This is a genomic window from Nocardia beijingensis NBRC 16342, from assembly GCF_001612785.1.
In the GTDB taxonomy this organism is placed as follows: Bacteria; Actinomycetota; Actinomycetes; order Mycobacteriales; family Mycobacteriaceae; genus Nocardia; species Nocardia beijingensis.
Window position 1 is genome coordinate 1 of record NZ_BDBC01000069.1, and the last position, 24,682, is coordinate 24,682.

20 protein-coding genes are annotated in these 24,682 nt (G+C 69.0%); 9 read left to right on the forward strand and 11 right to left on the reverse strand.

Annotated elements, in window-relative coordinates:
• Nucleotides 1-6 precede the first annotated feature (6 nt).
• Both NB3_RS35385 and NB3_RS30940 read right to left on the reverse strand, forming a co-directional pair.
• Nucleotides 7-198 carry a hypothetical protein gene (locus tag NB3_RS35385; protein ID WP_157112109.1) on the reverse strand — a complete coding sequence of 64 codons (192 nt, stop codon included), beginning with the start codon at nt 196-198 and terminating at the stop codon, nt 7-9.
• Nucleotides 195-1,037: an N-acyl homoserine lactonase family protein gene (locus NB3_RS30940; RefSeq protein WP_067810296.1), complete on the reverse strand. Its 843-nt coding sequence runs from the start codon at nt 1,035-1,037 to the stop codon at nt 195-197. The genes NB3_RS35385 and NB3_RS30940 overlap by 4 nt, the downstream gene beginning before the upstream one ends.
• A gap of 462 nt (nt 1,038-1,499) precedes the next feature.
• Between NB3_RS30940 and NB3_RS30945 the strand changes: the two genes are divergently transcribed.
• Nucleotides 1,500-2,786, forward strand: coding sequence for an MFS transporter (locus NB3_RS30945; protein WP_067810297.1), 1,287 nt, complete (start codon nt 1,500-1,502; stop codon nt 2,784-2,786).
• A 24-nt stretch (nt 2,787-2,810) separates the two neighbouring features.
• Here NB3_RS30945 and NB3_RS30950 read toward each other — a convergent pair whose 3' ends face one another.
• Nucleotides 2,811-3,563, reverse strand: a complete 753-nt coding sequence (locus NB3_RS30950; protein WP_084823822.1) for a TetR/AcrR family transcriptional regulator — start codon at nt 3,561-3,563, stop codon at nt 2,811-2,813.
• A gap of 94 nt (nt 3,564-3,657) precedes the next feature.
• Between NB3_RS30950 and NB3_RS30955 the strand changes: the two genes are divergently transcribed.
• The 4 genes from NB3_RS30955 to NB3_RS30970 are packed head-to-tail and all read left to right on the forward strand — an operon-like array spanning nt 3,658 to nt 9,040.
• Nucleotides 3,658-5,106 carry an aldehyde dehydrogenase family protein gene (locus tag NB3_RS30955; protein ID WP_169810769.1) on the forward strand — a complete coding sequence of 483 codons (1,449 nt, stop codon included), beginning with the start codon at nt 3,658-3,660 and terminating at the stop codon, nt 5,104-5,106.
• A 19-nt stretch (nt 5,107-5,125) separates the two neighbouring features.
• Entirely contained in the window at nt 5,126-6,322 is a 1,197-nt protein-coding gene (locus NB3_RS30960; protein ID WP_067810372.1) for a CaiB/BaiF CoA transferase family protein, read from the forward strand.
• 52 nt (nt 6,323-6,374) lie between these two features.
• Nucleotides 6,375-7,949, forward strand: a complete 1,575-nt coding sequence (locus NB3_RS30965; protein ID WP_169810770.1) for a class I adenylate-forming enzyme family protein — start codon at nt 6,375-6,377, stop codon at nt 7,947-7,949.
• A complete protein-coding gene (locus tag NB3_RS30970; RefSeq protein WP_067810305.1) occupies nt 7,946-9,040 on the forward strand; it encodes a Zn-dependent alcohol dehydrogenase in 1,095 nt (364 codons plus the stop codon). Before NB3_RS30965 ends, NB3_RS30970 begins: the two co-directional genes overlap by 4 nt.
• Nucleotides 9,041-9,758: 718 nt before the next feature.
• Here NB3_RS30970 and NB3_RS30975 read toward each other — a convergent pair.
• Genes NB3_RS30975 through NB3_RS31005 form a run of 7 tightly spaced genes read right to left on the reverse strand, consistent with a single transcriptional unit; the run spans nt 9,759 to nt 18,749 of the window.
• The gene (locus NB3_RS30975) at nt 9,759-10,790 is read right to left on the reverse strand and encodes an alpha/beta fold hydrolase (RefSeq protein ID WP_494407866.1); all 1,032 of its coding nucleotides are present in this window, start codon (nt 10,788-10,790) and stop codon (nt 9,759-9,761) included.
• A 17-nt stretch (nt 10,791-10,807) separates the two neighbouring features.
• Nucleotides 10,808-12,310 carry a sugar ABC transporter ATP-binding protein gene (locus NB3_RS30980; RefSeq protein WP_218020672.1) on the reverse strand — a complete coding sequence of 501 codons (1,503 nt, stop codon included), beginning with the start codon at nt 12,308-12,310 and terminating at the stop codon, nt 10,808-10,810.
• Nucleotides 12,307-13,404, reverse strand: a complete 1,098-nt coding sequence (locus tag NB3_RS30985; protein WP_157112110.1) for an SMP-30/gluconolactonase/LRE family protein — start codon at nt 13,402-13,404, stop codon at nt 12,307-12,309. The genes NB3_RS30980 and NB3_RS30985 overlap by 4 nt, the downstream gene beginning before the upstream one ends.
• Nucleotides 13,401-15,554 carry an ABC transporter permease gene (locus tag NB3_RS30990; RefSeq protein ID WP_067810310.1) on the reverse strand — a complete coding sequence of 718 codons (2,154 nt, stop codon included), beginning with the start codon at nt 15,552-15,554 and terminating at the stop codon, nt 13,401-13,403. Before NB3_RS30990 ends, NB3_RS30985 begins: the two co-directional genes overlap by 4 nt.
• The gene (locus NB3_RS30995) at nt 15,554-16,627 is read right to left on the reverse strand and encodes a sugar ABC transporter substrate-binding protein (protein ID WP_067810311.1); all 1,074 of its coding nucleotides are present in this window, start codon (nt 16,625-16,627) and stop codon (nt 15,554-15,556) included. The genes NB3_RS30990 and NB3_RS30995 overlap by 1 nt, the downstream gene beginning before the upstream one ends.
• Before the next feature lie 38 nt (nt 16,628-16,665).
• A complete protein-coding gene (locus tag NB3_RS31000) occupies nt 16,666-17,688 on the reverse strand; it encodes an ABC transporter permease (RefSeq protein WP_067810312.1) in 1,023 nt (340 codons plus the stop codon).
• 11 nt (nt 17,689-17,699) lie between these two features.
• On the reverse strand, nt 17,700-18,749 hold the full coding sequence (locus NB3_RS31005; RefSeq protein WP_067810314.1) for a zinc-dependent alcohol dehydrogenase family protein: 1,050 nt from the start codon (nt 18,747-18,749) through the stop codon (nt 17,700-17,702).
• 261 nt (nt 18,750-19,010) lie between these two features.
• Here NB3_RS31005 and NB3_RS31010 point away from each other — a divergent pair, with 261 nt between their 5' ends.
• Together NB3_RS31010 and NB3_RS31015 are read left to right on the forward strand one after the other, a co-directional pair.
• Nucleotides 19,011-20,069 (forward strand): helix-turn-helix domain-containing protein, encoded by a 1,059-nt coding sequence (locus NB3_RS31010; RefSeq protein WP_067810316.1) that lies wholly within the window; start codon nt 19,011-19,013, stop codon nt 20,067-20,069.
• Nucleotides 20,070-20,178: 109 nt separating this feature from the next.
• Nucleotides 20,179-21,609, forward strand: coding sequence for an MmgE/PrpD family protein (locus tag NB3_RS31015; protein ID WP_067810317.1), 1,431 nt, complete (start codon nt 20,179-20,181; stop codon nt 21,607-21,609).
• A 123-nt stretch (nt 21,610-21,732) separates the two neighbouring features.
• Here NB3_RS31015 and NB3_RS31020 read toward each other — a convergent pair whose 3' ends face one another.
• Nucleotides 21,733-23,334 carry a sigma-54-dependent Fis family transcriptional regulator gene (locus NB3_RS31020; protein ID WP_067810319.1) on the reverse strand — a complete coding sequence of 534 codons (1,602 nt, stop codon included), beginning with the start codon at nt 23,332-23,334 and terminating at the stop codon, nt 21,733-21,735.
• A 180-nt stretch (nt 23,335-23,514) separates the two neighbouring features.
• Between NB3_RS31020 and NB3_RS31025 the strand changes: the two genes are divergently transcribed.
• Nucleotides 23,515-24,399, forward strand: coding sequence for a helix-turn-helix domain-containing protein (locus tag NB3_RS31025; RefSeq protein ID WP_067810321.1), 885 nt, complete (start codon nt 23,515-23,517; stop codon nt 24,397-24,399).
• Nucleotides 24,400-24,460: 61 nt separating this feature from the next.
• A complete protein-coding gene (locus tag NB3_RS31030) occupies nt 24,461-24,667 on the forward strand; it encodes a hypothetical protein (protein ID WP_067810323.1) in 207 nt (68 codons plus the stop codon).
• The last annotated feature ends 15 nt before the right edge of the window (nt 24,668-24,682 follow it).

Here is a 24,682-nt window from a genome sequence, read left to right on the forward strand (position 1 = left end):
CCGGCTTCAGGATCTCGTCTCGTGATGCACATCGACCAGCGGGCCCAGGACACCGTCGATGAAGTGATAGTCCGATTGGCACAGGCCCGAAGCGACGAACCGGACGCGGACCTCGCCGAAGCCGGGCACGTCGACCTCCAGCTCGCGCAGCTCGAGCTCGGTGCTTCCCGCATTGATCACTGCTGCCGGCGTTTTCACGCCGTCACCACGTGTTCGGCGGGACCGCGCAGCGAAGTGGCGCTGGTGATCTCCGCACCGCCCGCGCGCAGCTCGGCCCAGTCGGTCGGATCGTGGCTGATCCAGACGGTTGTTCCGGGCTGGCTGGCCAGTAGTTTGATCTTCTGCAAGGAGCTGTGCTTGTTCGGCCGGTCGACATCGAACGGCATGCCGATGGTCAGGTCGACGTTGTCCCACTTGTGCGCCGCGTCGCTGGTGAGCACGAGCGTGCTGTCGTCGGGCATGCGCAGTTTCAGACCGAGTGTGCCGGGGGTGTGCCCGTGCAGCGAGAGCAGGGTGATGCTGCCGTCACCGAAGAGGTCGTGGTCGTAGCCTGCGGGAACCTCGTTCCAGGCAATCTTCTGCGCCGCCGCGATGTCGTCCTCCCGGAAGAAGGCCGCGTCGAGGTTCGAGGGCGTCTTGGCGTAACGCAGTTCACCGGCGCCGATGAAGCCCTGCGCGTGCGGGAAGAGATCGAGTCCGCCGGTGTGGTCGAAGTGCATATGCGACAACACGACCCGGCGGACATCGCGGGTGGTGTAGCCGATGGCTTCGATCTGGCGGTCGAGCCGGTACTCCTCGGGAAAGTCGATCCGGAACGCCGCGGCGAGCTCGCCGTAAGCGACGGCCGGGTCACCGGCGCCCACGGTGGCCAGACCGGCGTCGAAGATCAGCAGTCCCTCGTCGTGTTCTATGAGAAACGTCGGAGCCGGGATGGTTTCCTGCACACCGCCGGACCCGAGCATCAGAATGCCGCAGTCGACAGTGAGTTGCGGTGCGTCCAGTGCCCACACGCGGCGGACGGGCTTCGGTGTTGCCATGGGGACTCCAATGTCTTGCCAGGGATGCCCCGGCGACCCGAAAGGACCGCTAGGCATTATGTATTGTGTATTTTCAATCGCGCCAGTTCACCAGCACGAAACCACTCTTGTGTCCTGGGTCACAGGCTGAACGCATACTATCTTCGCGCTCATCGATTTTCAACAGATGAGTTGATTTTGCCTCTACCTGCAACAACATGGACGACCAGCACGCTGCCCCGACCGGAACAGACGCTCACTGCCGAGAGCCCACGCCGGACCCTGTCGAGGGGGTCGCCGCCAGCTTCTCGCCGAAATTGACAATATTTCGTGCACAATCTCGTAGGCTGGTATCGGGTACAGCCTCTGGTCCGAACTCTCGTCGATCCGGCATCCCGTTCCGAACCGCCACTCCCCTCCCATGGCAGCCCCGCCGCCTTCACCTGGAGCGCGCGGCATTCTCCGCAAAGCAAGGAAGACCCGATGAGTTCACACCCAACCCCCGTCACCGCCGGTCGCGACCGACGTAGCCAATTCGCGGTCGTGCTGTTCTGCGCGTTCCTGAACATGCTGGACGGATACGACGTGCTGGTGATGGGCTTCGCGATGCCCCACCTGCCGGACGGTTTCGCCTCGAACGCGCAGAAGGGCTACCTCGTCAGCGCCGCGCTCGCAGGAATGGCGGTCGGCGCGATAGGGCTTGCCCGGTTCGCCGACATCTACGGCCGTCGACGGGTCCTGCTGGTCGGCCTCGCGGTCAACACCCTCGGGCTCGCGGCCTCGGCGCTGTCCACGAACTTCGAGTCCTTGCTGGTGACACGGTTCGTCACCGGCATCGCCATCGGCATGATCAGTGTCGTGATCGTCGTGATCGGCCAGGAGAGCGCCCCAGAAAACCGCCGCAGCATCGCACTCGGCATCGTGATGATCGGCTATCCGGTCGGCACGATGCTGGCGGGCTTCGCCGGCGCGGGACTCATCACCTGGGTCGGTGGCGCCTGGCAGGGCATGTTCTGGGTCGGCGCCGCGCTCGGCGCGTTGTCGCTGGTAGTGACTGCCGTCTTCCTGCGTGAGTCCCCCGACTTCCTCGCTCGCCGGGCTGCCGCGCCGCGAGAGCGCGAAATCGTACTCCCGCGCGCGAATTCGCTTCTCGGGCACGCGCTGCGCACACGCACGGTGCTGCTGGCCGGAGGATATTCGATGCTGACCGCCGCCTACTACTTCGTGGGGACCTGGACACCGCAGCTGATCAAGAACGCCAGCGGTGACGCGGGCAGCGGCGCGCTGGCCGGCATCATGATCGGACTCGGTGCGGTGATCGGCGGTACGGCTTTCGGCGCGGTCGGACTGAGGTTCGCCGGCGCTCGCATAGCCGCGGTGACCTCGCTGGTGGCGGCCGTCGCGATCGCGGTGTTCGCGGTGACCCTGCGCGGGCCGCTCGCGCTGACGACGGCGACCGTGCTCGGCGCGGCGATCTACGCCGCGCTGACCGGCTACACCGCGACCTCCACAGCGGTCTACCCCGTACTCGCACGAGCCAAGGGATACGGGGCGATGATGGGCGTCGGACGCGCCGGGGCGATTCTGTCGCCGATCGTCGCGGGGTATGCGCTGAGTGTGCTGACCCCGCGCACGATGTACCTCGCGGTCATCGTCCCGTTGATCATCGCGGCGGTCACGGCGGTGGCACTGTCGCGCGTCCGCCGCGTCGGCGACGCCGCGGTGGGGGTGCCGGTGCCGGGAGCTTCCCCGGCTGCGGCGGATTCCTGAATCGCCGCCGCCTCGCGACCTCGCTCAGGATCCGGCGGTGAACATACCGACCAGTGCCCCGGACACCTCCTCGGCGAATTCCTCGACACCGAGACCGCTACTGGCGTCGAACCATTCGCCGATGAGGGCCAACCCACCCAGGGCGAGGTTCAGGGTGATGTGCAAGCGGTCGGCGGAGATGACCTCCGGCGCGGTGGCGAGTTCGTCGACCACGGCACGAAAGATCGACGTCTGCTCTCGCCGGAGTTCGTCGCGCCGCTGCTCGAGCGCCTGGATCGGCACCTGGACCTTGAGGAAGAGCGGAACGAATTCCGGATACTCGGCCAGGGTGATGACGGCTTCTTCGCGGAACATCCGCCGGAGCCGGTCGAGCGGTGGGCCTGCCGATTCCGCGATGACCCGCAAGCGGGGAAACACTTCGGCGGCCGCGTGCTCCATGCAGCGGAGGAAGAGTTCCTCTTTGGAGGGGAAGTAGTAGTAGAGGCTGGAGCCACGCATGTCGAGGACGGCACCGATGGCCTCGAAGTTGGTTGCCTCATAGCCGCCTTCGGCGAACAGCCGCGCCGCGGTGTGCTCGATCAGCCGGACGCGTTCGGCACGTTTGCGCATGGCCCTGGTCCGGGGCTCGCCGGCACCGATGCGCTCGGTACCTACGTGCGGCGCGCTCAACAGCAAACCTCCCTGTCCGACCGGGTACGCCCACGCTGTCGCGGCGATCCCCACACTGCGGTGATTCCACCGAACCTTACACTGCGGCAGCTTGCCACCGTCCAGCATAATATATAATCTACTCCACTATAGAATTTCTGGTTAGTTGAAGAGAGCTGTTCGCGGCTCTCCGCCGACCGTCACACCGGCAGAAGGTGGAATCGTGGAAATTTCCAGCGTGGACGTCGCGCACCCCGACGACGTGCTGATCGGAGGAACCTTGCGGCCCGCCACCGGGGATCGCTACACCATCGTGTCGCCCTCCACCGGCCTGCCGGTCACCGTCGTGCGGCACCCGTCGGTTGCTGACGGTATCGCGGCCATCGATGCCGCCGACGCGGCCCGCGAGACCTGGGCACGCACCGGCCTCGCCGAGCGGATCGCGGCGACCGCGCGCTGGTTCGATCTCCTCGACGCCCGCGCCCCGCAACTGGAGGTGGTGTGGGCAGTCGAGGCAGGAATGCCGCTGCGACACGGCCGCGCTTTACACCGGTTCGGCACGACCGCCGCGTGGCGCTCGGCAGTCGGCAGTGCCGAGGCGATATTGCGCGAGGACCGCCGTTCGTCCGAACTGGGCGATGTGCTGCTACGGCGGGAACCGGTCGGGGTGGTGGTGGCGATCCTGCCCTACAACGGCCCCGTCGTCACGATCGCGTCCAAGGTCGTTCCCGCGCTGCTGGCGGGCTGTCCGGTGGTGATCAAGGCAGCGCCGGAATCCCATCTCACGATGGCCCTGGTCGCCGACTGCGCACTGCGGGCGGGCTTTCCCGCCGGTGTGGTCAACATCGTGTGCGGCCCGGTCGAGGTCGGTCAGGCCCTGACACGTGATCCTCGGGTCGATCTGGTCTCGCTCACCGGCGGGCACGTCGCCGCGCAGGACGTCCTTGCCGCGACCCACGGACGCTACGCGCGAACCCAGCTCGAACTCGGCGGCAAGTCGCCGGCGCTGATTCTCGACGACGCTCCCCTCGACCGGACACTGCGGGCCCTCGTGCCCGGCGCCACCAACGGCACCGGTCAGGTCTGCGCCTCGCTGTCGCGGATCCTCGTCTCCGAGCGCCGCCACGACGAGGTGATCGATAGTCTCCGCTCCGGCTGGGAGCGGTTGACCATCGGTGACCCGCTCGACCCGAAGACCCATCTGGGTCCGCTGATCAACGAGGCGGCGCTGCGGCGCACCGAGAATTTCGTCGCCGCGGCCGAAGCCGATGGCGCGCGGCTGGTCACCGGCGGTCGCCGGCCCGACCATCTGAGCTGCGGATGGTTCCACGAACCGACCTTGTTCACCGGTGTCGGCGAACACTCCGACCTCGTGCAGCGAGAAGTGTTCGGGCCGGTCACGGCCGTGCAGGTCTACCGCGATCTCGACGATGCAGTGCGTCTGGCCAACGCGACAACCTTCGGCCTGTCGGGCGCGGTGTTCACCGCCGACACCGCCCTCGGTGTCGAGGTGGCGGGTCGCATCCGCTCCGGCGCCGTCGCGGTCAACTCGTTCGGCCCCGTGATGAGCGCGCCGTTCGGCGGCGTCGGCGCCTCCGGCTGGGGCCGCGAATCGGGACCAGAGGGAATTCTGGGATTCACCGAACTCAAGCAGATCCTCATCGGGGCGTGAACCCGTGACCCGCGAACCGATGACACCGTCCACCGATGCCGAGCCCGCAGCCAGGCAGGGCCCCCTACACGGCCTCAAGATCATCGAATTGGCCGGGCTCGGCCCGGGGCCGTGGTGCGGAATGCTGCTCAGCGACCTCGGCGCCGAAGTTCTGCGGATCGACCGGCCCAGCGCCGTGGGCGCTCTGCGCACCGACCTCGGCGCGAGCAACGGACGGCAACCGGCCTTCGTCAACGATCGCGGGCGCCGCTCGGTCGCCGTGGATCTCAAACATCCCGACGGCGTGGACACCGTGCTGCGTCTGGTCGAACGGGCAGATGCGCTCTTGGAGGGCAACCGGCCCGGGGTCACCGAGCGCCTCGGCGTCGGACCCGAGGACTGCCTGGCCCGCAACCCTCGCTTGGTCTATGGCCGAGCGACGGGTTGGGGACAGGACGGACCACTGAGCCGAACCGCCGGCCACGATCTGAACTACCTGTCGCTGTCCGGTCTGCTGGCGGCCATGGGTCCGGCGGGCGGCCCCCCGGCGATCCCGCTGAATCTGCTCGGCGACTACGCCGGTGGTGGACTCATGCTGGCGATGGGTTTGCTGGCGGCGCTGTGGGAAGCGCGCGGCAGCGGCCGCGGTCAGGTGGTCGACGCCGCCATGGTGGACGGGATCGCCCTGCTGGGCGGTGTCTTCTACGGACAGCGACAAGTGGGGATGCACGGACTCGAGCGCGGAACCAACATGCTCGACGGTGGCGCCCCGTTCTACACCGTGTACGAGACCGCAGACGGCGGCTGGATGGCAGTCGGCGCGATCGAGGCCGCCTTCTTCGCCGAACTCCTCGATGTGCTCGGGCTCGAACCAGAACTCGCCGACATCCAATGGGACCGCACGCAATGGCCACGGGTGCGTACCAGGCTCGCGGCCGTATTCGGCACCCGAACCCGCATGGAATGGGAAGCCGCCTTCGCCGGACGCGAAGCCTGCACCACCCCGGTCCTCGACCTGGACGAAGCCCTGCGACACGAACACGCCAGGGCACGACACAGTTTCGTCCCGGTGGACGGGGTCCTCCAGCCTGCCCCCGCGCCGAGATTCAGCCGGACACCCGGTGCCGTGCAGGGCCCCGCGGTCCCCGCCGGAGCGAATACCTCACGCGCACTCATCGACTGGGGCTTCGACCCACCGGACATCGATGCTCTTCGCGCCACTGGAGCGATCCTCTGACAGACAAGGAACACCGAATGAGTCACTGCCGCCTCACTCACCGGAGCACCCCATGGCGCTGAGCCTGAACTTCATCACCGACGCGATCGCCGCCCAGATGCCCGCGGTCGACCCCCACCGCCCCGCTGTCGCACTCGGCGGAGAAGCCGCACTGAGCTGGCTCGACCTGCGCGCCACCGAACTGCGCTACGCACGGGCCCTGCAGCAGGCGGGAGTGCGCAAGGGCGACCGGGTCGGACTGCTGCTGCGCAACTCCACCGACTACGTCGCGCTCTACCTGGCGATCGGGCGCGTCGGCGCGATCGCGGTACGCCTCAACTGGCGGCTCACCGCACCGGAACTGCAGTTCGCGCTCAACGACTCCGACCCCGGGGTGCTCGTGCTCGACGCCGAGTTCGCCGCCCTCGTGGCGGCCATCCGCGACGGCGTCACCGCCGGTACCTACGTCGTGCGCGGCGAGCCCGGAGCACTCGACGGAGCAACGCCACTGTCGGTCTTCGCCGCCGAGGAATCGGACGCGACCGGCTTTCCCGTCGTCTCCTCCGAAGACCCGGTGTCGCTGATGTATTCGTCGGGGACCACCGGACGCCCCAAGGGCGCCCTGTTCTCGCACGGCAACGCCCTGTGGATCGGCTCGATCCAGGCCCAGCGCTGGCGGATCGACAGCTCCACCGTGTCTCAGACCAGCGGACCGCTGTTCCACGCCGGCGGATTCGAGGTCCTGTTGCTTCCCGCCCTGCTCACCCACGGCACCGCCATCGCCTTCCCGTCGGGCAGTTTCACCCTCGAGAACTTCCTCCGCGTCGGCGACCAGCACAACGCCACCGACATGTTGCTCTACCCGTTCATGCTGTTCGAGCTGCTGCGCAGCGGCGAAGACATCACCTACCTGGTGCCGCAGACCCTACGGCGCATCGTCACCGGCGGTGACATCGTCATGCCCTGGGTCTACGACGAACTCGCCAACCGGCTACCCGGCGTCGAACTCGTCCAGTCCTATAGCCTCACCGAAGGCGGCGCGGTGAGCACCAGCCTGGAATTCGATGTCGCCCGCGGCCACGAGAGCAGCATCGGCACGCCCCAGGCGATGACCGAGGTCAAGGTCATCCGCCCCGACGGCTCACCCACCGACATCGACGAGGTCGGCGAGATCTGCGTCCGCAGCGGCGGGGTGAGCATCGGCTATTGGAACCGCCCCGAGGACAACCGCGCCACCTTCGTCGACGGCTGGTGCCACTCCGGCGACCTCGGCCGCGTCGACGCCGACGGCTTCCTCACCATCGCCGGACGAGCCAAGGACATGTACCGCAGCGGTGGGGAGAACGTCTACCCCGCCGAGATCGAGATGGTGCTCACCGGACATGCCGACATCGCCGACGCCGCGGTCATCGGGGTCGCGGACGATCGCTACGTCGAGGTCGGCGCGGCGCTGATCGTCGCCGCGCAGGGCAGCGCCATCGACGTGGCGGAGCTCCGGTCCTGGCTGGGCGAACGCCTGGCCAAATACAAAGTTCCCAAACACTTCTACTTCGTCGACGAGTTGCCCCGCAACGCCAACGGCAAGGTCCTCAAGAACGTTCTGCGCGACACCTACGGACAGACCACAACCACGGAGACGAACCCATGACACGAGCAGCACTGTTCGAACACGTAGGCGCGCCACTACGGCTCGCCGACCTCGACGTCGCCGACCCCGGTCCCGGTGAGGTCACCGTCGATGTGAAGGCGACCGGCATCTGTCATTCCGATGTCGGCGTCTTCTCCGGGAAACTCCCCGCGCCGCTACCGTTGGTACTCGGGCACGAGGGCGCGGGCGTCGTCACCGCCGTCGGCGCCGGTGTCGAGAACCTCTCGGTCGGCGACCACGTGGTGCTGTCGTGGCTGGCGAGCTGCGGCACCTGCTACTACTGCCAGCGTGCCGAACAGCACCTGTGCGGTCGGCCGCGCACCATGCTCGGCGCCCACACCCTGCCCGACGGCAGCACCAGGATGAGCCTCGACGGCACACCGGTGCGCCAGTTCTGTGGACTGGGCACCTTCTCCCAGCGCACCGTCGTCCCCGCCGGGGCGGCCATCCGGATCTCCGACCGGGTACCCATCGCTTCGGCGGCACTGCTCGGCTGCGGTGTGCTCACCGGATTCGGTGCCGCGGTGAAGACCGGCGGCGTCCGGGTGGGCGACGCGGTCGCGGTCATCGGCTGCGGCGGCGTCGGACTCAACGCCGTCCAGGGCGCTCGGATCGCCGGCGCCACCACCATCATCGCCATCGATGTCCACACCGACCGGCTCGCACTGGCCGACGAACTCGGCGCCACACACACCCTCACCGCGGGACCCGATGTGGTCAAGAAGGTGCAGCAGCTCACCGGGCGCCGCGGCGCCGATGTGGTGATCGAAGTGGCGGGTCGGCAGGAAACCGTCGATCAAGCCGTCGCCATGGCCCGCCGCGGCGGCACCGCCGTCCTCGTCGGCGCCGGACCGGGCGTCGCTGTCAGCGAGGTTTTCAACAACGTCGTCATGTCCGGCAAGACCGTCAAGGGTTGCCTGTACGGCTCGGCGCACGTCAAACGCGACATCCCCCAGCTCGTCGAGCTCTATCAGCGGGGCGCGCTCTTGCTGGACCAGTTGGTCACCGAGACCTTCGACTTCGGCGACATCGGCAAAGCGGTCGAATATTGCGCAGGCGAGAACGGCGCCCGGGCAGTCGTCCTGTCCTGAGCGCCGACCGGGCTCGGGGTCCGGGATACCGAGCTCCGAGCCCGAGGAAGGAACACGCCCATGACCGCCTGGGCGCCTTCCTCAAAGCGCGCCGCGCGGAACGCATGATCACGTACGGCGAAGCGGCCGTCCCGCCCGGAGCAAAACGGGCGGTAAGCGCAGGTAAGAAGGCAGAAAGCAGGTCAGACCCGGTCTCCGACCGCACCTGACCTACTACTCTGTGGAGCTACCGGACCCCTGACCCGCTCAGGAGTTCAAACACTTACGATCACCGCCCGGCCGTCTACAGCCTGTAGTCCGCTTCGATTCCCAACTGACCACGCGAAGACCGCAGGTCGTCCCCGTTCCCGTCTTCGGTGTGCCCCGCCCGGGAGCCTGGCGGGAACCGAGCAGGTCAGCACCTATCACGCCCGGACCGTGGTGGCGGCGCTCGCCTTCGCCGGTCTGCCGGCCGCTGTCGTGCCGACGACCACCGGCCCGCAAGCCTCCGCGGCTGGCCGGGACCCTGCACACCGGACCCGACTCAACCTTCTGGGTGATCACGACGACGTTGCTGACCGCAGTCGTGAACCCCGGCCTCCCTGCGTTTCGACCGGGATCTCATGTTCCGAACGGCGACAGCCGGGCCCGTCGGCAGACCAGCGGTGCTGCCGCCCCGGGCAAGGCCGCGGGCCCGGCACCGCGTCAGCGATGCCGCGCCCGCGAATCGTGTTTTCGGTCAAAGCTTTTCGGTGAAGAACGGTGTCAGCGCGGCGACCGCCTGATCGACGTATTCACGCTTGTCGTAGAGACCCACGTGGCCGGCGCCATCGACGAGGACCAGCGCGGTGGTCTCCGGCAGTCGCTTGTGCAGGTTCTCGGCCTGCCACAGCGACCCCGCCGCGGTGCCCGCGACCAGCAGGACCGGCCGGTCGAGGAGTTCCTCGGCGCGGTCGAAGGCGTCGAAGGCGAAGATGCGCGGCACGCTCGCGGTGAACAGCATCCGGTTGTCGGAGTTGGGGTGCTGACAGCGTGGCGTGCGGTAGTAGTCGTGCGCCTCGACCAGGTCGGCGGGAGTGGTCTCGTCCACGGTCTCGGGGACGTAGTTGATCTCGGCGACCTTCCCACCGGCGGCCTCGGCGGCCCGCTGCGCGGCCACCGCGTCCAGGGTGGCGATCTGGGTCTCGACCGGCGCGCAGCCGTCCCAGCCGTTGCGGAAGGTCGCGCCGATGTCGACCGGGCTGACGGCGCCGACAGCCTTGATCCGCCGGTCGGTCATGGTCGCGTTGATCGCGTACCCGCCGCCTGCGCACACACCGAACGCGCCGATCCGGTCCGCGTCCACGTAGTGCAGGGTGGACAGGTAGTCGACGGCGGCACGGATGTCGGCCACGCGGGCCGCCGGGTCCTCCAGGTGCCGGGGCAGCCCGCCGCTCTCACCCTGGTGCGAGGCATCGAAGGCCAGGGTGACGAAGCCCTGGGCCGCGAGTTCCTCCGCGTACAGTCCCGCCGTCTGCTCTTTGACACCGCCGCCAGGGTGCACGGCGACGATAGCCGGGTAGGTGTCGTCCTCGGAGAACTCCGCGGGCAGATACAGGGTGCCCGCCAGGGTGACGGTGGCGTTGCGGAACTCGATGTCCTCCATGTGCTGTCCTCTGCTCGCTCGTGTCGTCTCGATGACTCCACTCTGCGACCCGGTGACCGGTACCGACAGGACGAGCCTCTTCCTGGGAAGGATCCTTCCCCCGTTCGCCGCCGCACGGGCGGGCACGGCGGCGAACGGGCCGGTCAGTGCACCGCGGCGAACATCAGCCTGGTGTCGTCGGCCTCGTCGGGGTCGAACTCGGCGACGATGCTGCCCTGTTTGGCGACCAGGATGCGGTCGGACAGCGCCCGGATCTCTGGCAGGTAGGAGGAGATGACCACCACCGCGACGCCGTCGTCGGCCAGCGCGCGGATCATGGCGTGGATCTCGGTGATGGTGCCGAGGTCGACGCCGCGGGTCGGTTCGTCGATGATGGCCACCAGCGGGGTACGGGTCAGGCTCTTGGCCAGTACCACCTTCTGCTGGTTGCCTCCGCTGAGTTCCTCGAGCTTCGCCCGCTCCGGTTGCAGCGTGCGCACGTGGAATCGTTCGACGAATCTGCGCGCCACCGACTTGCGCTCCCCCGGCCGCACCAGCAGCGGCAGGCGCGCCGCGCTGCACAGGTGGCCGAAATAGATGTTGTCGGCGATGGAGAAGTGCCCGAAGAAGCCGGAGGCCTTGCGGTCCTCGGTGACGTAGACGATCCCGGCGCGGCGAGCGTGGCGCGGGGTGCGGAACCGCACCGGGCGCCCGGCCAGCCGGACGGTCCCGCCGCGCAGCCGCCGCCGTTTGGCCACCCCGCCGACGATCATCGCCGTCTCGCTGCGTCCCGCTCCGACGAGACCGTAGATGCCGACGATCTCCCCCGGATGCGCGGAGAAGGACATGTTGCGGACGGCGGGCAGCAGGGTGAGGTCGTCGACCTCGAGCACCGGCGCCGGGCCGGGTTCGCGCCCTGGCGGCACCCGCTGGTATTCGACGCTGCGCCCCACCATCATCCGCACCACCTCGGTGCGGTCGAATGCGGGTTTGTCCAGGGTGCCCTGGACCTGTCCGTCGCGCAGGACGGTGATGCGATCGGCTTCCTCGAAGGCTTCGTCGAGCATGTGGGTGATGAAGACGACGCCGATGCCGCGGCGCTTGAGCCTGCGCATGGAGAGGAACAGTTGGAGCCGTTCCTCGGGGGTGACCGAGGCCGTCGGCTCGTCGAGGATGACCAGGGTGGCGTTGCGGTGCACCGCGCGGGCGATCTCGACCATCTGCTTCTGCGCGATACCCAGCGCGCCCGCGGTCATCTCCGGCCGGATGTGGAAGTTGTGGGATTCCAGTAGCTCGCGCGCCACCACATTGAGCTGGGAGAGGTTGTTGAACGGCTTCTCGTCACCGAGGAACAGGTTCTGCGCCACCGTCATGGACTCCACCAGGGAGCCCTCCTGGTAGACCATGGCAACGCCGGCCTGGGCGGACTCCTTGGGTGTGGCGAAGCGGCGTTCCCGGCCGCCGACGGTGAGGGTGCCCGCGTCGTGGCCGATCGCGCCCGAGATCACCTTCACGAGGGTGGACTTACCCGCGCCGTTCTCGCCGAGCAGCGCGTGGATCTCGCCGGGACGCACGTCGAAGTCGACGTCGCGCAAGGCGTAGGTGCCGCTGTAGTGCTTGCTGACACCGGCCAGCCGGATGACCGGCTCGATGGTTTTCCCGGTCACGGCAGACTCCTCTTGTTCCGCGGCCCGGCGCACAGGAGGTTGCCGAAGCCGTTGGCCGCCAGAATGATTTTGTGCGGTCCCGCCGCCACACCGGTGATGCCGTGGCGGTCACCGTCGGCACGCGAGTGCAGGCTCTCGGTGATCCGGCCGCGGGCGTCGAGACGGAAGGCCAGGCCGTAGGATCGGGCCGGCGCCCAGGGTTTCACCACCCCCAGGACGCGCAGCTGCCCCAGTTGCAGCGTGTCGGTGTAGGGGTTGGCGCAGCGCAAGCGTGGCACGAACCATTCGTCGGGGCGGATGGTCGCCCGCATCTCGGCGAGCAGCTCGGGTTCGTCGAGCAGCAGTTCGGTGAAACGGTTGCGGGCATAGGGCGCCGCGACCCACCAGCCGTCGCCCGCGGCGCGAATGCGCCCCGGGTAGACCGGCAACCTGCTGCCGACTGGTACACCGGGCCGGTTCAGGGCGTCGATGCGCCTCCGTTCGATGCGGTGCTCGAAGCCCAAGGAGATCAGAACCTCCGTGTCCGAAGCGATCTCGATGCCGCTGGGGCGGGCGAGACCGTCGGCGGCGATTTCGGCGCGCGCGAGATCCACGCGCACGATCCGGCCGGATCGGTCGCCTGCGACCAGGGCCTGCGCCCAGTCCCGGTGCGCGGGTTCCACCGAGCCGATCGTCGCCAGCAGCGCGCCGTCGGGCAGCCGGGTCAGATCGGTGACACCGGTGGCCACCAGCGGGTCGGTGCACAGGTCGTGGGTGCCGCCGCGGCGGTCGATCCGGACCAGGCCAACGCCGTCGACCGCGACGATCAGATCGTCACCGGTGTCGAGGAGGCTGCCCGCGCGACCACCGACGACGGCGTGCGGCGCGGCCGTTCCGCCGTCGAGGGTGAAAACCGTGTTCCCACTGGAGAAGACGATTTGCCCACCGGGGCGCACGAGCACGTCGTCGGGTGCGTGATCCCCCGCGGGCAACAGCAGCTCGGCATCGTCGAGCCGCCGGTTCGGACGCAATCCGGCCTCGAAAGGGGGCACGCTGCGGTGCCGGGCCCAGCCGGGATTGATCCATTCCTTCAGGGTGGTCAAAGCACGATTCATCGGTCCGCCCCCGCCATCGGGCGGCCGGGCACGATCAGGCCGGGGACCTGCGCCGGATCGATGGAGCCGACCTCGCCCGGGTCCAGGGTGAGCCGGCCGATGCGGTTGTTGCTGACACCGCACAGATAAAGCTGCCCGGCGCGTTCCTTCACCGAAGTCACCATCGGGTGCGCCGCCAGCGTGGAATCCCAGAGCACTTGCAGGATCTCGCCCCGATCACTGAACTTCATCACGCACGAGACATTGAGCTGCGGCACCACCCAGCTGTCGAGAGGCACTTCCTTGGTCATCCTCCTGCGCACCGCCGGGTAGCGGTTGAGCAGGTCCGACATCGGCGTGCGCAGCGAGACGAAGGGCAGCCAGTAGTTGCCGTCGGAGGACCGGTTGAGGTTGTCGGGATTGCCCGGCAGGTTCTCCAGGACCGGCTCCAGCTGCCCCTGTTTCGGGCCTGCGATCCACAGCCGGTCCACCCGGCACAAGCCGGTGGAGGCGATGAGGATCGACTGCCCGTCGTGCGCGGTGCAGACGCCGTTGGGGAACACGCTGTTGGACACGACGACCTCGGCGCTGCCGTCGGGGTCGATCCGCACCACGCGGCCGTTGGGTCGCGATTCGACCAGTTCCACCAGGTATTCGGCGGCATTGGTGCGGGTGGAGAAGTCCGAGACGTAGATCGAGCCGTCCGGGGCGACGTCGAGGTCGTCGACCGCGCGCAACCCGGAGTCGTCGATCAGGGAGAACCGGCTGCGCGGCACCTTGGTGGCGACCGGTTCGGCTTCCCCGTCCGCGTCCAATCGGTAGACGCCCATACCGCCGACCGCGACCAGCAGCCGCCCGTCCCGGTCCCAGGCATGACCGAGCGGGAAACCGCCGGTGCGGGCGAAGATCTCGCCCTCGTCGGGGGCGTCGGCATGGAAACGCCAGACCCAGCCGCGGCGGTCACCGCAGTAGATTTCGCCCTCGGGTCCGACGGCGCAGTCCTCGGCGCCCTCGATCCGGCCGAGACCGATCGGGGTGGCGTCGGTCATCTTGTCGTTGATCGTCCAGACGGTGCCGGGCACGGTCACGTCGACGAGCTCGCCGAGGGCGATCCGGCCCGGGTCGATCTTCAGCTTCTCGGCGGTGCGCTGCCGGTACTTGCCCCACTGCTGATCGAGGACCGCGAAGACCAGCAGCGCCAGCGCGAGAACCACGGTGTACCAAGAACCTTCGAGGTGCATGACGACCGTGGCCTGCTGGATGATCTGCACGACCACGATGCCGACCGTCGCCCGCAGCACCGAACCGCGACCGCCCGCGAGGCTTACCCCGCCGAGTACGACGGCGGTCAGCGCCATCAGCTCCCACCCTTGTCCGACATCGGGATCGGTGCGCCCGACCCGGGCCGAGGTGAGCAGGGCGGCCAGCCCGGCAAGCGCGCCGGACAGCACGTAGACGAAGAAGGTGACCCGGTCGACCGGGATGCCGTTGCGGCGCGCCGATCGCCGGTCGCTGCCGACCGCGGCCACCCACCAGCCCCACCGGGACCGGGTGAGGCCGACGTGCGCCGCCAGCAGCACGCACCCGAAGAAAACCCAGGCCGTGGGAATCAGCGCGATCGAGCCCTCGCCCAGGAAGTCCCAGACGATATCGGGTTTCGGCATGCTCAGCTGGAAGCTGTAGGCGCTTTGCAGCGCCGCGGCCGCGCCGCCGAAGGCCACCAGGGTGACCAGGGTGGTGATGAAGGGCCGCATCTTCCGGTAGGCGATGAAGTATCCGTTGACCGCGCCCAGCAGCGCGCCGCACACGACGGCGGCGGGAGCCACGACAACCATCGGCCACTCCCATGCCCGCGCGGCCACCATGGCCCCGATCGCGGTGAATCCGACGATCGATCCGACCGACAGGTCGATGCCGCCCGCGACCAGCACGACGGTCAGGCCGATCGCGAGCAAGCCCTTCTCGGAGATTTCGTCCATGATGGTCGGCGCGTCCGCGAGGCCGACCGGTGTGCTCAGCACGACCAGCACGCTCAGTCCCACGGCGAGGCCCAGCGGCACCGCGCCTTCCATCCAGCGCTTCTCGAACAGGTCCGACAGCGTGCGAGCAGGTGCGAAGCGGTCGCGCCAGGAGCCGCCGGTCTGCCCGAACGCGTCGATGCCGCGTGCCATCACTGCCCCTTGTAGCAGGCGATGGTGGTGGCGTCGACGTTCCCGCGGTCCACCACCGTGTGCGGAACGAAGGCCACGGTGTGCGTGCTGCCCGCGGGCGCGCCGGTCTGTACCAGCTGCTGGGCGGCCACCACCGCCGCGGTGCCGACACCCTGGACGTCGTAGGAGGCCGAGGCGGTCACCTTGCCCTGGCGCAGCGCGTCACACCACAGGGTGTCGGCGGCCATGGTGTAGACCCCGAGCGAGTCGGCCGGGATCACCCCGCGCGCGACCGCGCTCTGCACCGCGTCACCTACCGCGATGGAGTTCAGGTCGTAGGTGACCAGGAAGCCGCAGACATTCGTCTTCTGCTGCTGGATGATCGATTCGGCGGCCTGCTGGGCGAGGGAGTTCTGCCACTGGCTGTGCGCGGTGGTCACCACCTCGAACCCGGCCGGGTCGGCGATGTTGTGCACGCCTTTGGACCACAGCAGCGAGGCGGCGTCGTTGCCGGGACCGTCGATGATCGCCAGTCGTTTGGGAGCGCCGCGCTTCTCGCAGTCCGAGACCGCCCGGCTGGTGATGTCCTCGGCGGCGGCGATGTTGTCCACGCCGATGTAGGCGTCGCCGAGCCGGCTCGAGATCATGTTGACCACGACCGTGTAGATGCCCGCCTTCTGGGCGTCGGCGATCTGCTTGGTGAGGACGCCGACGTCGGGGTTGTGCAGGATCAGCACGTCGGCGGCCTTGCGGTCGATGATGTCGCTGATGATGCGGGTCATCTTGTCGGTGTCGAAATTGGGGTCGTAGACCTGGAATTCGGCGCCGAGGTTGCCGAAGGCGCGCTCCATGGAGGCGCCCCAGTTCATCGTCAGGTTGTAACCCTTGTAGAGGATGGGCACGAAGGCGACCTTCTTGCCCCGCATGGACTCGTGCACCTTGGTGCTCGCGTCGAAGAGCTGAACGGTCTCGCCGAAGGTCTGGCCCGCGCCGCCTGCGGCGGGACTGTTCGCCGATCGGGCACCGGTGGAACAGCCGGCAAGGGCGATCGCCGAGGCCGAGGCGAGAGCGAGGGCGAGCATCTTGTTCTTCATCGTCGAAGACTCCTGAGAGAGAGGTGATTCGGGGATGGCTAGAGTTCGCCGCTCTTGGCGGTTTCCTCGTCGCGGGGGTGCAGCCAGGCGTCCAGGGCGACGGCCACGATGAGCACACCGCCACGGATGAGGTCCTGGACCGCGGTGGTGAGTCCGTGCAGGACGAGCAGGTTGTCGAGCACGGCGATGAACACCGAACCCGCGAGCACGCCGAGGATCGAGCCGCGCCCGCCCGCCAGGGAGATACCGCCGATGACGGTCGCGGTGAGCGCGGTGAACAACAGCGGGTCGAACGAGGTGACGGTGGTCTGCACGCTGCCCTGGATGGAGACCGTCAGGTACCCCGCCAGCAGTGCCAGCAGCGCGGAGATCATGTAGGTGCCGACTTGCAGCGGCCGCACCGGGGCGCCGGTGGCGCGGGCGGTGGCGAAATTGTCACCCATGGCCCGGATGAGCCGTCCGGCCGAGGTATAGGTGACGAACAGCCAGGCCGCGAGGAACACCAGCGCCGCAAGGACGACGGGGCGCGGGACGCCGAACACCGCGCCGTTGCTCAGTTCGGCGATCCGGGAACCGGCGGGCAGCGCGTAGAAGTTGCTGTCGAGCAGGAAGACGTCGACCCCGCCGATCACCAGGAGCCCGGTGGCCAGCGTGACGAACAGCGCCGGCACTTCCACATAGGCGACCAGCACGCCGTTGATCAGGCCCGTGACGAGCGCGATCACCGCCGCGATCGCGATGGCCTGCGGTTCGGGCATGCCGCCGGATATCAGGGCGAGGGTGGCCTGCGCGCAGCCCAGTGCCACACCGGCGATGGACAGATCGATGCCCTTGCCCAGGATGACGATTGCCGCGCCGACGGCGAGGATGCCGAAGGCCGCCGACAGCCGCAGCAGGCTGGCGAAGTTGCCCGCGGTGAGGAACCCCGGAGTGGTCGCCGCGCCCGCCGCGCACAGCAGCACGGTGATGCCGAGGACGAAGTAGGCCTGTTCGGAGCGGCCGAGCCGGGCACGCAGTCCCGGGCGCGGCGCCGCGACAGTCCGGTCGATGGTTGTCGTCATGGTCTCGGTCCTCAGAACTCGATGACGGCTTTGCCCGCCGCCTGCTGGTCGAACTCCGCGTAGGCGCGCACGGCGTCGCCGAGCGTCCAGCGGTCGGTGAACAGGCGATCGAGGTCGATGCCGTGATCGGCGACGAACCGGGCACAGTCGGCCTGGCCGGTGAGCGAGAAGGTGTAGGAGCCGAGGACGGTGAGCTGTTTACGGATGATGTCCGGGCTGACCTCGACGGTCACCTCCCCGCCCTCACCGACGAAGGCGACCCGCCCCCACTGCCCCGCCGCGCGAACCGCCGCGGCGCGGGCGACGGCGGCGCCGGAGCAGTCGAGGGCGGCGCTCACGCCGAGCCCGGCGGTCAGCTCCCGGATGACCGCCACCGGGTCGTCCGCGCTCGAATCGATGGTGTGGGCGGCGCCGAACTCACGGGCCCGGGCGACCCGGTCGGCCTGCACGTCGACGGCGATCATCCGCGCGCCCATCGCGGCACCCAGCTGCACCGCCGACAGGCCGACCGGCCCGAGACCGAACACCGCCAGGGTGTCGCAGGCGTCGACGCGCAGCCGTCGCAGCGCGCCGAAGGCGGTGCCGGTGCCGCACGAAATCGCCGCGCCCGCAGTGAAACTCAGTTCGTCGGGCAGCGGGACCAGGGTGCGGACGGGCACCCTGAGGAAGTCGGCGTGGCCGCCGTGGGCGGTGGCGCCGAAGATGACCGCGCCACGCCTGCACATCTGGGTCCAGCCGGACCGGCAGTTGTCGCAGGCGCCGCAGCCGTCGTAGTGATGGATCATGACCCGGTCGCCGAGCCGCACGGTGCGGGGATCGACGTTCACCCCCAGTGCCACCACCACGCCGCACGGCTCGTGTCCGCCGATGATGCCGCCGTCGTCGCCGGACAGGCCGAAGGCGGCCAACGCCTGCCCGGCGGGCGCCCGGTAGAACCGCAGATCGCTGCCACACATCCCCGAGGCCTTCATCTGCACCACCGCGTCGTCGGGGCCGGGTGTGGGGTCCGCGAATTCGGCGATCTCGAGGTTGCGATCCCCGTTGAACACAACTCCCCGCATGCCAGCTTCTCTCCTCCAGTCGGGACGGGCAGCAGCAGACTGCGTCGCTCCGTCGATCGGTCGAGGCAATATAAAATATTAAGTGTGGTGAATCACAAGCGTCGGGGCCCGAAGTAGACCGAACGGAGTACCCACTCCGACCTGGGCATGATGCCCCGGCCGACCAGGCGGGCCAATTGGAGCGATTCACAGCACAGGTGGCGAATATTGAATATTCTGTATCAGCGGAGGTAGAGGAACGGGAGCTGCGCGGTGATCGAGATGACGACTGCGAGCCGCGACCGGGCGGGCGGGGCGGATCTCGCCGCGCGCCTGGCCGCGCTGACGGCCGCCGCCGCCGAGTTGCTGGACCGGCCCATCGACGCCTCCGACGCCTCCTCCCCCGAAGCGGCCCGTCACCTGCTCGCCCGGCTCTGGGACGACACCCTCACCCTCGTGACCGAGGCGCCCACCGGCACCGACATCGCCCCCGCGGCCGCGCTGCTGACACGCATCCGCGAGGCCGAGACCGAACTCGCCGCGTTGCGCGGCGCCGACAGCGCCCACCACCTGCGGTCGGCCGCGAGAGCCGTGGCGGCGCTGCGTGGCGCTCGCGGCACCGACGAACTCCTGGCGCGCGCGGCGGAGGCGGTGGGCACCATGGGCTTCGACCGCGCCCTGGTCTCGACGACCGAAGGCACGACCTGGCATCTGCACACCATGTTCGTGGCTCGCGATCCACACTGGGCCGACGAGATACTCGCCGCAGGACGCGAATCCCGTCCCACCTTGGACGGACACCTGGTCGAGACGGACATCGTCAGCAAGGCCGAGCCCGGACTCGTCTTCGATGTCCAGCACAATCCACGAGTCGTGCGGCCGCTGGTGGAGTTCACCCGGTGCAGCTCCTACGGCGTCGCCCCGATCGTGGTCGGGGACAGCGTGGCCGGGCTCGTGCACGGCGACTACTACTTCCAGCGACGCGAAGTGGATGCCACCGCGCGGGCCATGCTGGCGGTGTTCGCCGAAGGACTTGGTCACGCCTTGGCCGGGGCGGCCTTACTCGACGGTCTCACCGCCGTACGCTCGGGACTGGACCGGCTCACCCGCGCCCATACACCCCCGAACTCCGCCACCACCCGGCTGCCGGCACTCTCCGATCGGGAAGCCGAGGTGATGGACCTGCTCGCCGCAGGCCGGGCCAACCGGCAGATCGCCCGCGACCTGTCCATCACCGAGGCGACGGTCAAGACCCACATCACCCATATCCTGCGCAAACTCGGTGTCGCCAACCGCGCCGAGGCGGTGGCTCGCTGGCTGCGCGCGACATCCCTGCCATGACGGCTCGAGCGGGTGAGGCGTCCGACGTTACCATCGATATAATATATAATGCGAAAACCTCCCGGCCCTGTTCGCGGCCGGTGGCCCGTGAGTGCGAGAGGAATCCCCCATGCCCGAAACGATTGCCGAGCAGCTGGCCCGCTTCACCACCGGCGCCGACTACGACACCCTGCCGCCCGAGGCGGTCCAGGAGTCCAAGCGGCTGCTGCTGGACGCGATGGGCTGCGCGCTGGGCGCGGTCGACGAACCCAAGGGCCGCATCGGCATCGAGTACGGCAGGCTCACCGGCGGCACCACGGGCGATGCCACCATCATCGGCACCGACGACCGCGTCTCGATCTTCGGCGCCTCCTTCGCCAACGGTGAGCTGATCAACGCCCTAGACTTCGACGCCGTCCTGCCACCGGGGCACGTCTCCCCTTACGTGCTGCCCACCACGATGGCCATGGGCGAGAGCCGCGCCAGCTCGGGCCGCGAGGTGCTGGCCGCGGTCGCACTGTCGCACGAGATGTCCTATCGCTTCTACAAGGCGATGGATTACTTGCGCGATGTGCAGAACGATTCGATGGACCTGTCCCCCGTGATCGGCTACAGCGTCACCGTTTTCGGCGGCGCGGCCGCGGCGGGCAAGCTGGCCGGGCAGTCCACCGAGACTCTCGCCAACACCCTGGGCATCGCGGCGGCGATCGCGCCGGTGAACTCGATGCGTCCGTGGATCGAGCACGCCCCGAGCGCCACCATCAAGTATCTGCTCGCGGGCACCCTGACCCAGGCCTCGCTCACCGCGGTGCACATGGCCGGCCTCGGCCATCGCGGTGACCTGCGGATTCTCGACGACGCCGAGGTCGGCTTCCGCCGCTTCATCGGCACCCGCCGCTGGGAACCGGACAACATCACCGACGGCCTCGGCACCGAATGGCGCTTCCTGGCCGAGCAGTCCTACAAGCCCTACCCGCACTGCCGCATCCTGCACGCCCCGCTGCACGCGCTCACCGAGATCATCGAGACCAACGATCTGAAGCCGGAGGAGATCGACGCGATCCGCTGCTGGGGGGAGGCGGCGGTCATGCACCCGCTGTGGCAGAGCCGGATCGTGGAGAAGCCGCACGACGCGCAGTTCGACGTCGCCCACGGCTTGGCCGTCGGCGCGCACCATGTCGTGCCGGGAAAGGCCTGGCACGCCCCCGAACTCGTGTTCAGCGAGTCCGTGCTCGGGTTGATGGACAAGGTCACCTTCGCCCCGCATCCGGACTACTTCGCCGAGTTGTCGGCGCATCCCTCGGCACGGCCGACCAAGGTCGAGGTCGACGCGCGCGGCACGACGTTCACCGCCGAGCGCCGCTTCCCCAAGGGCAGCCCGTCCCCGGACCCGACCACCCGGATGACCGACGACGAACTGATCGCCAAATTCCGGGTCAACGCCCAGGGCGTGCTCTCGGAGTCGCGGATGGACGAGGTGGTGGAGTCGGTGTTCGCGCTCGACTCCGTCGACGACTTCGGGGCGGTCATGCGGCTGCTGGCGCCGGATACCGCCCGCTGAGACACTGCCAGCCGCCACCGGGCCCGCTCGCCACGATCGCGAGCGGACCCGGTGGCGTCTCACGGCCACGACACCGTGCGCCCGCGGTTTCCCGGCCGGGATTCCCGCCGGCCGGGACCCACCTCACGCGATGCGCAGCGCCCGCATGCGGTTGTACAAGGTCGACCGGCTCACCCCGAGTGCCCGCGCGGCCTGCAGTTTGTTGCCACCCGCCGCCTCGATGGCCGCGACGATGATCTCCCGTTCGGCTTCGAGGAACGGCGAGCCGGGAACCTGAGCCGAGCGGTGCGACGCGGGCAGGTCGGTGGGGATGATGTCCCCGGCCGAGCGCGCCGCCGCGGCGGCCTCGACCACCCGGCACAGCTCGGTGAAATTGCCCCGCCACGGTTGCCCGGCCAGGATCCGCAGAGTATCGGAGGTGAAGCGGGTCCGGTTGTGGCCGGTGACTTCGGCGAGCATGCGCTGGGCCAGCTGCGGGATCTCGTGCCTGCGCCGCCGCAGGGGCAGCAGGTCGACCCGGTCGGTGCACAAGGCGGACAGCGCGGCGTGCACCTCGTCGAGGTGGTCGCCGGGTGTGGTGGTCAGCGCGACCTGACGCGGCGTCCGGCGCAGGGCACGAGCCAGCAACGCGGTGAGCGGCGCGGACAGCAGCTCGATGCTCTCGACCACCACCGGTGGTCCCGGAATGTCCAGCGCGGCACCGAGTTCCGTCGCCCAGGCCTGCTCGCCGACGAGGACGATCTCGGTCGCGTCCAGCACCGTCGCGGCGGGGCCCGCCACGCCGAGCGCCTCCGTGGTGCGCCCGGTGCCGGATTCGCCCACCACCAGCAGGGGCCAGTGCGCGACCCGTTCCGCGACGCCGCGACGCACGCGGCGTTCGTCGCAGATGTCGACCAGCACTCCCTGGGTGTCCTCGATGGGAGCGCACGTCAGCACGACCTCCCGGCCCGAGGCCAGGGTGAGCCGGTGGGACTCCTCGGCGCCGGGACGAAGACTCTCCGCGCAGGCCCGCACCGCGGCGTGGTCGGCCGGTGTCAGCAGATCCAGCGCCGAGGGGGTCGCCAGTACCAACCCCTCACCGACCACCACCACCGAACGGCCGCGGCGGCCCGCGGCCGCCCGGAAGGCGCTCATCAACCGGCTCTGCACCCGAGGCGAGTCCTGCTGCAGGCGGTCCTCGATGTCGCGGACGATGCGGCGGGCCAAAGGCGCCGACAAGCGGTGATCCTCGTCGAACTCTCCGCCGATGCCGAGGACGCCTTCGAGCCGGCGGGTCACCGGATGGACGATGGGGTGCCCGTAACAGGTGAAGGCGCGGAAGGCCGACAGAAAATGCTCCTCGCCGCGCACCAGCAGACTGCGCCGCGTCTCGAGCGGGGTGCCCATGGCATTGGTGCCGATCCGGTCCTCGCTCAGCCGCACCCCGGGCACGATGCCCACCGCTTCGATGGAGCGGCTCACGGCGCGCAGCGCGCCGTCGACCTCGAGGATGCAGGCAGCGTGATCGGCCAGCACCAAGGCGACCCGGCTGCCCTCGATCTCGCCCAGTGTGCGGCCGAGCACCGGCCGCGCCGCCCGGAGCAGACCACTGTCGGTCGCGACCGGCCCGGGCGTCAGACGTGGCGTCGCGTCGCGCCGTAATCCGTTGAGCCGGGACCGGCGCCAGGACGACGCGATGTCCGGACGGACCCGTTCCTCGGAGGCCTGAGGCGAAACTGTGTGCACGCGATACCACCCTGTCTCGACGCCGAGACGTCCTCGTCCGGCGATCCGAGCTGTGACTGAAGCAACATATTTTATACAGTGCGCTGGAGTCGGTGTCGAGAACGCGCAGATCGGCGCTACCGGGAGCCTGGGAAGGTTTTGTCCCAGGCGGCGGCGTCTCGCCGGGCATAGCGTGGTGACATGACGGAGAAGGCACCTCACCTCCGCGAGCTGGGCGGCTTCCTCAAGGCCCGCCGCGGCGAGCTCACCCCCGAAGACGTCGGCCTGTCGGTGCACAGCGCCACCCCCCGCCGGGTCAGCGGCCTGCGGCGCGAGGAGGTCGCCGATCTGGTCGCGATCAGCCACGACTACTACACCCGGATCGAGCAGGGCCGGCTCGCCCCGTCCGAGCCCGTGCTCGACGCGCTGGTGCGCGCGCTGCGCCTGAACCCCGACCAGCGTGAGTACGTCGAGAGCCTGGCTCGCCGTTCCGAACGACGTGCGCCCGCCCGGCGGCAGGCCAAGCCGGTGCGCCCGCAGCTACAGCGGCTGCTCGATCAGCTCACCGATACCCCCGCCCTGGTGTTCGGCCGGTATCTCGACATCCTGGCGTGGAACGACCTGGCCGCGGCGCTGATCACCGATTTCGGCGAGATGCCCGCGCGCAAACGGAACTACGTGCACATGGTCTTCACCGACCCTGCCATGCGCGAGCTCTATGCGGACTGGGAATCGGTCGCGCGGACCTGTGTCGCGATCCTGCGCATGGACGCGGCCGTCAATCCGACCGATCCCCAGCTGACCGCACTGGTGGGCGAGCTGTCGATCGCCGACTCACAGTTCCGGCAGTGGTGGGCGGCACGGCACGTCGCGCGCCAGGAGTTCGGCACCAAGACCCTGCACCATCCCGCCGTCGGCGACCTCACGCTGAACTGGGACACCTTCCGCGACACCGGCGACACCGACCAGCAGCTGGTGCTGTGGTCGGCCGATCCGGGCACCACCTCGCACGAGAAGCTGCGCATCCTGGGTTCCTGGTCGGCGGCGACACCCGCGCGCGACACCACCGAACACCGCCCCGCCTGAGGCGCCAGCCGCTGTTTCCCCCACCCCGCGCCACCGCCCGCTCGTCCCGGAAGCGACCATCGTGCCCGAGCCCCACACCGAAGTCACCGAGATACTCGACTATTTCGGCCGCTGCGCGGTCTGCGACTACCCCGCCTCGGCGCACCTCTACACCCACCACTTCGCCGATGGCTCGATCCATCGCGAGGTCATCGCCACCTGCGGCCTGCCGTGCGGCTGGCGGGGACCGGTGCCGCCACGCCGGATGACCGGACCCACTAGCGCATAATATATATTCCTGCGA